12 protein-coding genes are annotated in these 10,745 nt (G+C 68.4%); 10 read left to right on the top strand and 2 right to left on the bottom strand.

Features of this window, described 5'->3' with window-relative positions; translation table 11 throughout:
- The first annotated feature begins 116 nt into the window (after nt 1–116).
- The 10 genes from AC3WT6_RS10125 to ggt all read left to right on the top strand — a co-directional run bounded on the left by AC3WT6_RS10125 (nt 117) and on the right by ggt (nt 7,602).
- On the top strand, nt 117–485 hold the full coding sequence (locus tag AC3WT6_RS10125) for a VOC family protein (RefSeq protein WP_492653453.1): 369 nt from the start codon (nt 117–119) through the stop codon (nt 483–485).
- Between the two features lie 46 nt (nt 486–531).
- Nucleotides 532–1,974, top strand: coding sequence for a metalloprotease TldD (gene tldD, locus AC3WT6_RS10120; protein WP_492653452.1), 1,443 nt, complete (start codon nt 532–534; stop codon nt 1,972–1,974).
- A gap of 16 nt (nt 1,975–1,990) precedes the next feature.
- On the top strand, nt 1,991–2,599 hold the full coding sequence (locus tag AC3WT6_RS10115; RefSeq protein ID WP_492653451.1) for a DUF4126 domain-containing protein: 609 nt from the start codon (nt 1,991–1,993) through the stop codon (nt 2,597–2,599).
- Nucleotides 2,596–2,994 (top strand): GFA family protein, encoded by a 399-nt coding sequence (locus AC3WT6_RS10110; RefSeq protein ID WP_492653450.1) that lies wholly within the window; start codon nt 2,596–2,598, stop codon nt 2,992–2,994. Before AC3WT6_RS10115 ends, AC3WT6_RS10110 begins: the two co-directional genes overlap by 4 nt.
- A complete protein-coding gene (rsmD, locus tag AC3WT6_RS10105) occupies nt 2,991–3,557 on the top strand; it encodes a 16S rRNA (guanine(966)-N(2))-methyltransferase RsmD (protein ID WP_492653449.1) in 567 nt (188 codons plus the stop codon). The genes AC3WT6_RS10110 and rsmD overlap by 4 nt, the downstream gene beginning before the upstream one ends.
- Nucleotides 3,554–4,072, top strand: coding sequence for a pantetheine-phosphate adenylyltransferase (coaD, locus tag AC3WT6_RS10100; RefSeq protein WP_492653448.1), 519 nt, complete (start codon nt 3,554–3,556; stop codon nt 4,070–4,072). Before rsmD ends, coaD begins: the two co-directional genes overlap by 4 nt.
- Nucleotides 4,073–4,229: 157 nt before the next feature.
- A complete protein-coding gene (locus AC3WT6_RS10095; protein ID WP_492653447.1) occupies nt 4,230–5,015 on the top strand; it encodes a hypothetical protein in 786 nt (261 codons plus the stop codon).
- Between the two features lie 16 nt (nt 5,016–5,031).
- Nucleotides 5,032–5,394 (top strand): hypothetical protein, encoded by a 363-nt coding sequence (locus AC3WT6_RS10090; RefSeq protein ID WP_492653446.1) that lies wholly within the window; start codon nt 5,032–5,034, stop codon nt 5,392–5,394.
- A 280-nt stretch (nt 5,395–5,674) separates the two neighbouring features.
- Nucleotides 5,675–5,941 carry a YfhL family 4Fe-4S dicluster ferredoxin gene (locus tag AC3WT6_RS10085; protein ID WP_492653445.1) on the top strand — a complete coding sequence of 89 codons (267 nt, stop codon included), beginning with the start codon at nt 5,675–5,677 and terminating at the stop codon, nt 5,939–5,941.
- On the top strand, nt 5,938–7,602 hold the full coding sequence (gene ggt / locus AC3WT6_RS10080) for a gamma-glutamyltransferase (RefSeq protein ID WP_492653444.1): 1,665 nt from the start codon (nt 5,938–5,940) through the stop codon (nt 7,600–7,602). Before AC3WT6_RS10085 ends, ggt begins: the two co-directional genes overlap by 4 nt.
- Nucleotides 7,603–7,659: 57 nt before the next feature.
- On the opposite strand, the gene AC3WT6_RS10075 is transcribed toward ggt, so the two are convergent.
- The gene (locus AC3WT6_RS10075) at nt 7,660–10,089 is read right to left on the bottom strand and encodes a TonB-dependent receptor (RefSeq protein WP_492653443.1); all 2,430 of its coding nucleotides are present in this window, start codon (nt 10,087–10,089) and stop codon (nt 7,660–7,662) included.
- The gene (locus AC3WT6_RS10070; protein ID WP_492653442.1) at nt 10,086–10,697 is read right to left on the bottom strand and encodes an ABC transporter substrate-binding protein; all 612 of its coding nucleotides are present in this window, start codon (nt 10,695–10,697) and stop codon (nt 10,086–10,088) included. Before AC3WT6_RS10070 ends, AC3WT6_RS10075 begins: the two co-directional genes overlap by 4 nt.
- Nucleotides 10,698–10,745: the final 48 nt, after the last annotated feature.

Genomic DNA, 10,745 nt, shown 5'->3' with positions numbered 1-10,745 from the left:
GCTTGTAGTCCCCTCCCCTGCGTAGCGGGGGAGGGCGTAGGGTGGGGGCGTTATTCTTTCGCGCCCCAACGGCCCCCCCGCAAGCGGGGGGAGGAGACCAGCAAAGGAGTGCTCTCATGATTCTCGGCCTACGCACCGCCATCGTCCCCACTCCCGATCTCGCCGCCGGCAAGGCTTGGTACGCCCAGGCGTTCGAGACCCAGCCCTATTTCGACGAGCCCTATTACGTCGGCTTCGCCATCGGCGGCTTCGAGCTGGGTCTGATTCCAGATGGCCTCACGCCCGGCGAGAACGGCCCGCAGCCCTATTGGGGCGTGGCCGACATCGAGGCCGAGCGCGCCCGCCTGCTGGGGCTAGGCGCCAAACCGGGGCAGCCGGTCACCGAGGTCGGCGGTGACATCCGCGTCTGCTCGGTGATGGACCCCTTCGGCAATCCCCTGCACCTGATCCAGAACCCGCACTTCGACCCCAAGGCCGTACGCTGAGGGCGCTCTTGCGGGACAATCGCGGCGCCCCCAGTTTCCAGACACCATGACCAACGCCCTAGACCTCGCCCGCGCCACCCTGCTGGAACCCGCCGGCGTCGACGACGCCGGCCTGTCCCGCCTGATCGGCCGCCTGCTGCCGGGCGGCGCCGACGATGCCGACATCTACTTCCAGCACGCGGTCACCGAGAGCTGGTTTCTGGAAGACGGCATCGTCAAGAGCGGCAGCCACCATGTCGAACGCGGCGCCGGCCTGCGCACGGTGGCGGGCGAGAAGACCGGCTTTGCCTATTCCGACGATCTTTCCCTGCCGGCGCTCGCCGACGCCGCCGAAGCGGCACGCGGCATCGTCCGCAGCGGCGGCGAAGGGCAGGTGGGGCGCATCACCCGGCCGGCGGTGACCGCGCTCTACGCCGCCGTCGATCCCATCCACGACTGGAGCGCCGAACAGAAGCTGGAGCTGATGCGCCGCGCCGATGCCGCGGCGCGCGCCGCCAGCCCGCTGGTGACCCAGGTGATGGTCTCGCTCGCCGCCCAGCACGAGGTGGTCTTCGTGCAGCGCGCCGACGGCCTGCAGAGCGCCGACGTGCGGCCGCTGGTGCGGCTCAATGTCTCGGTGGTCGCCGAGCGCGACGGCCGTCGCGAGCAGGCTTCCAGCGGCGGCGGCGGCCGCGGCGCCTACGCCCAGTTTTTCGGCGCCGGCGAGCCCGAGCAGTACGCGCAGGAAGCGGTGCGCCAGGCCCTGGTGCTGCTCGACGCCATCCCGGCGCCGGCTGGCAGCATGCCGGTGGTGCTTGGCCCCGGCTGGCCCGGTGTGCTGCTGCACGAGGCGGTCGGCCACACGCTGGAAGGCGACTTCAACCGCAAGGGCACTTCGCTGTTCGCCGGCCGCATGGGCCAGCAGATCGTCAGCCCGCTGGTGACGGTGGTCGATGACGGCACGCTGCCCAACCGCCGCGGCTCGCTGTCGGTGGACGACGAGGGCGAGCAGACCCATTGCACCACGCTGATCGAGAACGGCGTGCTCACCGGCTACATCCAGGACCGCATGAACGCGCGTCTGATGGGCGTGGCGCCCACCGGCAACGGTCGCCGCGAATCCTTCGCGCACCTGCCGATGCCGCGCATGACCAACACCTACATGCGCGGCGGCCCGCACGATCCCGAGGAGATCATCCGCTCGGTGAAGAAGGGCCTCTACGCGGTCAACTTCGGCGGCGGCCAGGTCGACATCACCAGCGGCAACTTCACCTTCAGCGCCAGCGAGGCCTATCTGATCGAGGACGGCAAGCTCACCCGCCCGGTGAAGGGCGCGACCCTGATCGGCAACGGCCCGGATTCGCTCAACAAGGTCAGCATGGTCGGCCACGATCTGGCGCTGGATCGCGGCGTCGGCGTCTGCGGCAAGGACGGCCAGAGCGTGCCGGTCGGCGTCGGCCAGCCTACGCTCAAGCTCGACGGCATGACCGTGGGCGGCGTGCAGTCCTAGCGGCGGGATGGCGGCGATGAGCACGCTGCAGCTGGTCTCGCTCGCCGCCGCGCTGGGCTGGGCCAGCGGCCTGCGTCTGTACGCGGTGCTGTTCACGGTTGGCCTGGTCGGCTACTTCGACTGGGCGCCGCTGCCTTCCGGGCTTGAGGTTTTGGCGCACCCCTGGGTGCTGCTGGCCTCGGGGCTGATGCTGATGGTCGAGTTCGCCGCCGACAAGATTCCCTGGTTCGACAGCCTCTGGGATGCCGTGCACACCTTCATCCGCATCCCCGCCGGCGCCTTGCTGGCGGCGGGCGTGTTTGGCGATGCCGGCGGCGCCAGCGAGCTGGTGGCCGCCATCGTCGGCGGCAGCCTGGCGGCCGGCAGCCATCTGACCAAGGCCGGCACCCGCGCGCTCGCCAACCAGTCGCCGGAGCCGCTGAGCAACTGGAGCCTGTCGCTGGGCGAGGACGCCCTGGTCGGCGGCGGCCTGGCGCTGGCCTTTCTCAATCCCTGGCTGTTCCTGGCGCTGCTGGGCCTGTTGATCCTGCTGGCGCTATGGCTGCTGCCGCGGCTCTGGCGCGCCTTGCGTGGCCTGCTGGCGAAGCTTATGCGGCAGCCGCCTCAAGTATCCTCTGCGCCATGAGCGAATCCCTGATCAGCCATCGCGGCGGCTGCCATTGCGGCGCCGTGCGTTTCGAGGTCGAGGCACCCGCGCGGCTGCGCGTGTTCGACTGCAATTGTTCGATGTGCCGGATGACCGCGTTCCAGCACCTGATCGTGCCGGCCGCGCGCTTCCGCCTGCTGCAAGGCGCCGAGATGCTGAGCGAGTACCGCTTCAACACCGGTGTCGCCAGGCATCTGTTCTGCCAGCGCTGCGGCGTGAAGAGTTTTTATGTGCCGCGCTCGCACCCGGACGGCTACAGCGTCAACGTCCGCTGCCTCGACGCCGGCACCGTCAGCGGCATCGACATCGAGCTGTTCGACGATACCCGCCGCGAGCAGAGCACGGCGGCGATCGCGCATCTGAGCCGGGCATGAAGCGCGTCCTCGGCGAGCTGCGCATCATCGGCGGCGACTGGCGCAGTCGCCGCATCGAGTTCGACGCCAACCCCGCCATCGGCCTGCGCGCCACGCCCGACCGCGTGCGGCAAACCCTGTTCGACTGGCTCAGCCCATTGATCACTGGCGCCGAATGCCTGGATCTTTTCGCCGGCACCGGTGCCCTGGGCCTGGAGGCGCTGTCGCGCGGTGCCGCGCGCTGCTGTTTCGTCGACAGCGGCGCGCCGCAGATCGCCGGCATCCGCGCCGCGCTGGCCAAGCTCGGCGCCGGCGAGCGCGGCGAGCTGGTGCAGGCCGAGGCCCTGCGCTGGCTGCCGGCGGCCGGGCGCTACGATGTGGTATTCCTCGACCCGCCGTTCGCCAGCGATCTGATTGCGCAGACCCTGCCGCTGCTGGTGCCGCACCTGAAGCCGGCGCACCGCATCTACGTGGAATGGAGCGGCGCGCCGCTGGTGCTGCCGCCCGGTTTCGAGTGGCTCAGGTCGAAGGAGGCTGGTCGGGTAAGCTACGGGCTCATCGCCTACACCGCTCTCCTGCCATGACCATCATCGCGGCGTACTCCGGCACCTTCGATCCGGTGACGCTGGGCCACAACGACATCATCCACCGCGCCGCGCGGATGTTCCCCAAGCTGATCGTCGCGGTGGGCTCCAACATCGCCAAGAACCCGCGCTTCACGCTGGAGGAGCGCTGCGCCCTGATCCGCGCCGCCGCCGCCGATCTCAAGAACGTCGAGGTGATCGGCTTCAGTGGCCTGGTGGTGGACTTCGCCCGCGAGCACGGCGTCACCGTGCTGGTGCGCGGCGTGCGCAACGGCGTCGATGTCGACTACGAGAAGCAGATGGCGGTGATGAACCGCGATCTCTACCCCAAGCTCGACACCGTGATGCTCACCCCCAGCCCGCAGTACGCGCACCTCTCGTCCAGCCTGGTGCGCGAGTTGGCCGGCCTTGGCGCGCCGGTGGAAAAGCTGGTGCCGCCACCGGTGATCGCGCCGCTCTTGGAGCGCTTCGGCCGGCCGACACTGGAAGCCGGGCCGAGGCGGCGTCGGCGCTGAGGGCGGCAGGCTGCCGAGATGGTGGCCGGTACAATTTCTTTACGCGTCCCAGATCTGGCAGCCCGGAGTCCGGCCGGTATAGTGTTTGGGCGCGCCAGTGCCCTGACCGGCCGCTGCAGTTTCCAACAACAATCTACTGTTTCGAGGTAGGACAACTATGAAATTCGGTATCAAAGCGGGTGCTGTTCTTCTGGGGGCGACGATAGCCCTGGCCGCACAGGCTCAGGACGCAGGTTCGTACACGGTCAAGCTGCCGCCCGGCGTGAAGGTCGGCGATGTGGTGACCAAGACATCCGCCGCCGGCGCCAGCTTTGGCTCGCCGATGGGTTTTGGTGCTAGCTGGGGCGAAGCGGGTATTGGCCTCTATTCGCAGACGTTTGAGGGCGCGTCCGACGACGTCGACGGTGCCGCCGGCCTGGTGTTGGGCCTGGGCGATGCGAAGAAAGCGGTGGGCCTTGAAGTGGGCATGTCGTTTTCCTCCCTCTGGGGCAGCGCCAATTCCGGAGGCAGCTTCGGCGACAACGGCTCGTTCTCCGCCAAGCTGCACACCCGTCTGCCGGGCTCGGCGGCGATCGCCGTCGGCGTGACCGGCCTGGGCCGTTTCGGCGACAGCAACGACGTACGCGAGTCCAGTCTCTACGTGGTTGGCACCAAGGTGTTCAAGCTGAGCAAGTACGCCCTCGTCGCCAATGTCGGCGCCGGCAATAAGTTCTTCAATCAGGGTGATGACGGCCTGAGCCCTCTGGGCTCCCTGGCGTTCTACTTCAATCCCCAGGTCTCGCTGATTGCCGACTACAACGGCAATGTGCTGAACGCCGGCGTCTCCGTCGCTCCTTTCAAGCAGTACCCTTTGACGGTGACGCTGGGTGCCATCAACACCACCCAGCGTTTCGGTGGCGACGCTGAGTTCGGCGCCATGGCGAGCTACGGTTTCCGTTTCTGATCCGGAGGAATGCGCGATGAAGACCCCCATTATTGCTAACAAGACCCTTACGGCCGCGTTGCTGGCTTCGGCCGCTCTGTTTTCGACCGCGGCGGCGGCGTTCTCCTTTGGCCCTTACCAGGCAACCGCGCCCGGGCAGACTGTGAGCTTCACGTTTGCCGGATTTAGTGCTGGCGAAACAGTCATCTTCACTATCACCGGCGAAGGTGGTGAGTACACGCTTGCGGCGACTCCCGACCAGGAAGGCGGTGTCGCTCGCGTGCGCGCCGCGCTGACCGGCGATGGCGTCCTGCCCAACGGCACCTACACCTTCGTGGACGACAACGGCGGTGAGGCGCAGGTGCAGGTCGAGGACGGCGAGATTACGGTTCTGCATTGAGCGGTTCGCTGCCCGTCGTCTAGCGGTGGCACGAACCGCAGGATGACACCAAAGGCCGCCCCTGGAGGGCGGCCTTTTTTTGGCCAGAGGTCATGTCGTGCAGACTCCTTCGCGCACCGTCCGTCGGACGAGAACCCGAGTCGTACGGCTGGTGCGGCGGGCAGGATGACGGCGGCGCGAATCGCCTTTGCCTGGCCATCGAAGCGGCCCTGAACCTCGACCGGAGCCAGGCATCGCGTAACATCCGCGCCATGAAGTACTTGCACTGCGGAGTGGCCTGATGGCCCTCAAGATCGTCGACACCTGCATCAATTGCGACGTCTGCGAGCCGGTGTGCCCGAACCAGGCGATCTACCAGGGCGTGGAGATCTACGAGATCGACCCCGAGCGCTGCACCGAATGCGTCGGTCATTTCGAGGAGCCGCAGTGCCGCAAGCTCTGCCCGATCGACAACTGCATCCCGCAAGATCCGGCGCATGCCGAGAGCCAGGAGCAGCTGCTGGCCAAGTTCCGGCGCCTGACCTCCGGCGAGTTGCAGCCGGTATGAGCTGGCGCCGCGCCGTCTGTGGCTGGCTGCTGGCGCTGCTGCTGGCGCCGGTCGCGGCCGCACCTGCGCCCGGCGGTGCCTGCGCCAGCGCGCATCCCCTGGCGACCCAGACCTGCATCACGGTGCTCAGCGAGGGCGGCAATGCCTTCGACGCCGCGGTCGCCACCTCGGCGATGCTGGCGGTGGCGGAGCCCTTCGGCTCCGGCATCGGCGGCGGTGGCTTCTTCCTGCTCAAGACCGCGAACCGCGAGGTCTTTCTCGATGGCCGCGAGCGCGCGCCGCTGGCGGCCAGCGCCGGCATGTACCGCGACGACCAGGGCAAGGCCATTGCCAGGAAGTCGCTCACCGGCATGCTCGCCGCCGCCGTTCTGCACCAGCCGGCGCTGCTGGCGCACACCGCCGAGCGCTACGGCACGCGGCCGCTGGCGCAGCTGCTGGCGCCGGCGGTGCGCGCCGCCCGCGAGGGCGTGGTGGTGGACTCGCGGCTGGCGAAGGAGATCGCCAACAACTACCCGCGCATGGATGCAGCGATGCGCGCGGTGTTCGCGCCACGCGGCCAGCCGCTGGTGGCGGGCGAGACCCTGGTGCAGGCCGACCTCGCCGACAGCCTGGAGCGCTTCGGCCGCAACGGGCTGGACGAGTTCCGTCGCGGCGAGACCGCGCGAAGGCTGCTGGCCGGCGTGCGCGCTGGCGGCGGCATCTGGGCGCCGGCCGATCTGGAGCGCATGCAGGTGAGCGAGCGCGCGCCTCTGGTCGGCCAGTTCCGCGACTATCGCGTGGTCAGCGCGCCGCCGCCCTCGGCCGGTGGCATCGCCATCCTGGAGAGTCTGGGCATGCTGGAAGCCCGTGGCTTCCGCAGCCTCGACGGCGTCGAGGCCAAGCATCTGGTGATCGAGTCCCTGCGCCGCGCCTACCGCGACCGCAACCAGTACCTGGGTGATCCGGACTTCGTGAGCGTGCCGCTGGCGCGCCTGCTGTCGACGTCCTATCTGCGCCGGCTGGCAGCCGGAATCGGTGACAAGGCCACGCCCAGCCGCGAGCTGCCCGCCGAAGACGCCGGCAGCGAGGGCGGCCAGACCACGCATTTCTCGGTGCTCGACGGCGCCGGCAACCGCGTCGCCGGCACGCAATCGCTCAACCTGTTCTTCGGCGCCGCGGCGATGGCGCCCGGCACCGGCATCGTGCTCAACGACGAGATGGACGACTTCTCCGCCGCGCCCGACGCCGCCAATGCCTACGGCCTGGCCGGCAGCGCCGCCAACGCCATCGCGCCCGGCAAGCGGCCGCTCTCCAGCATGGCGCCGAGCTTCGTCGATGGCCCGCGCGGCACGCTGCTGATCGGCACGCCCGGTGGTTCGCGCATCCCGAGCATGGTGCTGCTGGGCATCCTGCGGTTCACCGAGGGCGCCAGCGCCAGCGAGATCGTCGCCACCCGGCGCTTCCATCATCAATGGCTACCCGACACGGTGTTTTTCGAGCCGCAGGCGCTGAGCGCCGAGGAGCAGGCGGGCCTGCTGGCCAAGGGCCATGCGCTGAAGGCGCTGGACGAGCCCTATGGCAACTTGCAGGTGATCGTCTCCAACCCTGCGCGAGGGCGGCTGGAGGCGGCGGCGGACCCGCGCTGGCTGGGCACCGGGGCGACGTTGCCGCCCACTCGCTAGCCGTAGCCCGCGTGCTGCGGCCTCATGTAGCGCCGTGCAGGCGACCGCTCGCAGGCATCAAAACGAAAAGCTGATGCTCTGCGTGAACATGCGCGGCTCGTTGATGCCCGCCGCCGCCAGATTGCCCGGCGCCAGCGGCTGGGAAATGATCTGGTCGTAATAGCGCGCGTCGGTAATGTTGCGGATGCCCAGGTTCACCGCCCAGCGCTGGCTGGCATCGCTGATGACCAGGAAGGCATTGAACAGATCGGTGGAGCCCTGCTGCTTGCGCGGGTCGAGATCGACGTCCAGAAAGCGCGAGCTGCGGTAAATCCAGTCGATGCCCAGCGAGCCGCGCAGGCCGTTGCCGAGCGGAAAGAAGAAGTTGGGCGAGACCGCGCCGGTCCAGCGCGGCGCATAGGGCAGGCGCTTGCCGGAAAGATCCTGCGCGGCGCAGTCGTTGCTGCCCTGGTTCTTCGGGCAATCCGGCGGATCATTGGGCGTGCAGCCGGGCTCGGCGTCGCCGTAGCAGGGGCCGTTCGGGTAGCTCTTGTAGCGCGCGTCGGCATAGCCGATGGAGCCGCGGAACAGCAGATAGGGCAGGGCCTCCGGCAGCCATTGGAAGTCGATCTCGCCGCCGCGCGATTCGGCGGTGCCGGCGTTGAGCACGATGAAGCGGTTGTTCTGGAAGGTGGAGACCTGCAGATCCTTGAAGTCGGTGAAGAAGGCCGAGCCGCCGATCCGCATGCGGCCCTTGAACAGCCGTGCCTTGGTGCCGAACTCGTAGCTGGAGGCGCGCTCCGGGCCGTATTCGTTCTGGGTGCTGCGCAGCGGCAGGCCGTTGAAGCCGCCGCTCTTGTAGCCGCGCGCCCAGGTGAAATAGTGCGAAACCTGGCGGCTGGGCGAGAAGCGGATGCCGGCCTTGGGCGAGTAGTCACCCTCGCTGCGGGTAATGGTCTCGGCGTGATTGTCGGAGCCGGCGATCTGCTGGACGATGGGGCTGGACGCCTGGGCGAACAGATCGCCGGTCTTGGTCTGGCTGCCGTAGCGCAGGCCGCCGATCAGCGCCCACTTGGGCAGAAAGGCGTACTCGAACTGGCCGAAGCCGGCGTAGGTGGTTTCTTCCTGATACAGCCGGGTCTGCACGTTCTGGTTGCTGATGCCGGTGGGCTCCAGCAGCGGCAGCAACTGGCTGACCAGTGGGCCGAGATTGGCGCCGATCAGGCCCAGGCCGCCGGGGATGCCCTCGACGCAGTTGGAAGTGCCGGCATCCGCCGCCAGGCAGTAGGCGAGCGCACCGCCGAGGTTTTCCAGCGAGAACAGGTCGGAGGCGCCGTAGCTGGAGCTGAGCAGATACACGCCGGCGATGAAGCTGACGCCGTCGCCCTGGCGGAAGATGTCGCGGCCGCCGCCGGTGAAGCGCAGCTCCTGCGAGACCTGCTGATAGCGCGAGGGCTCGATCAGGCGGTCGGTGATGAAGGGGATGGGCGTGAAGTCGGCGTCGATGTCGCGGTTCTTGGCCAAGGACTGCGCCCAGGCCGAGATCGAGGTCAGCCGCAGGTTCTCCATGCCGCCGAAGTCCGGCAGCGGCAGTTCCAGCGTCAGCGCGTAGCTGTCGATGGTGGACTTCTCGGCGGAGGCGAAATTGGTGGAGTTCTTGCGGTCGTCGAGGTTGTCGTCGTAGTCGGGGTCGTATTCGCGGATGGTGTCTTCCATCGCCTGGCTGATCTCGACCAGCTGGAAGTTGGAGTTGTTCTGGCTGAGTTCCGCGCGCAGCAGGCTGAAGTCCGCCACCAGGCCGCTGTCGCCGACGTAGCGACCGCGCACGCGGTAGCTGGCCTGCTCCTCGTTTTCTTCCGGGCGCTTGAGCTTGGTGTTGTAGAGCGTGTTGCGGTCGCCGTTGACGAAGGCGCCGGAGAAGCGCAGGCCGAAGTTCTCGCTCAGCGGCACGCTCAAGGCCGGGCGGATGGCGAGGTCGCCATAGCCGCGCGCCAGCATCTCGCCGTCGAACTTCCATTCGCGGCCCGGCTTGTTGGTGACCACGTTGAACAGGCCGGCGGTGGAGTTCTTGCCAAACAGCGTGCCCTGCGGCCCGCGCAGCACCTCGTAGCGATCGAGGTCGTTGAAGAAGGCGGAGAGGAAGTTGGCGCGGCCGTAGTAGACGCCGTCCACCACCGTGCCCACCGAGGGATCGAAGCCCAAGTTGGTGTCGGGCGTGCCGAGGCCACGGATCACGAACTGGCCGGCCGAGCCGGAGACGTTCATGGTCACGTTGGGCGTGTAGTCGGAGAGCTCCTGAAAGCCGCTCACCGCGCGCTCGCGGGCGAACTCGGCGCCGATCGAGGTGATCGAGGCGGGCGCGCGCTCCAGGCTCTGCACCACCTTGTTGGCGGTGACGGTGACCTGCTCCAGTTCGCGCGGGGCGGTGCCGTCCTGGGCGCTGGCGAGGGCAGGGATCAACAGCAGCAGCAGCGCCGGCAGCGGCGCGGGTCGGGAGCTTCGGATCATTTGCAGCGGCTGAGCAATTGCTGGGTCTGGCTGTCGAGTCGGGCGAGCAGGGCGGGGAGCCCTTCCTTCTTCATCAGGCCGTCGTACTGGCTGGCGCGCAGGGCGAGGTCGCTGACGCCATCGGCCAGCACATTGACCACCTGCCAGTGCTCGCCACGCGGCTTGAGCAGGTAGTCCAGGCTCACCGCGGCATCGTCCTTGGGCTTGAGGCTGGCGCGCACCAGGGCATCGCCATTGCTCTGCGGCTCGGTCGCGCCGGTGCTGAAGCTCACCGAGCCGGGGGTGGCGAATTCGGTGGCGTAGGTGGCGACCACCGAGGTGCGCAGCGCGGCGGTGAACTGCTGCCTCTGGCTTTCGTCGAGGTTCTTCCAGTGCCGGCGCAGGCTGCGTTCGGCGATGAACGGCAGGTCGAAGGCGGCGTCCACCGCCGGGCCGAGTTTGGCGATGCGGCCCTCGCAGCCGAGCTTCGCCGAGCGCGCCATGGCTTCGCTCAGGGCCTGGTGGAAGGCCGAGACGGTATCGGCCGGCGCACTGGCGGCCTGGGCGGCGGGCAGCGCCATCAGCAGCAGGAAGAATTTGGTCAGCGGCGCCAGTGCGGTGCGGAGCATTGCGGGTGACGACCCCGGAGGCGTTAGCGAATGAGGGGCAAAAGGGTA

Source organism: Stagnimonas sp. FW305-C-60, from assembly GCF_058782965.1.
This window is presented reverse-complemented; position numbering and strand designations above follow the sequence as displayed.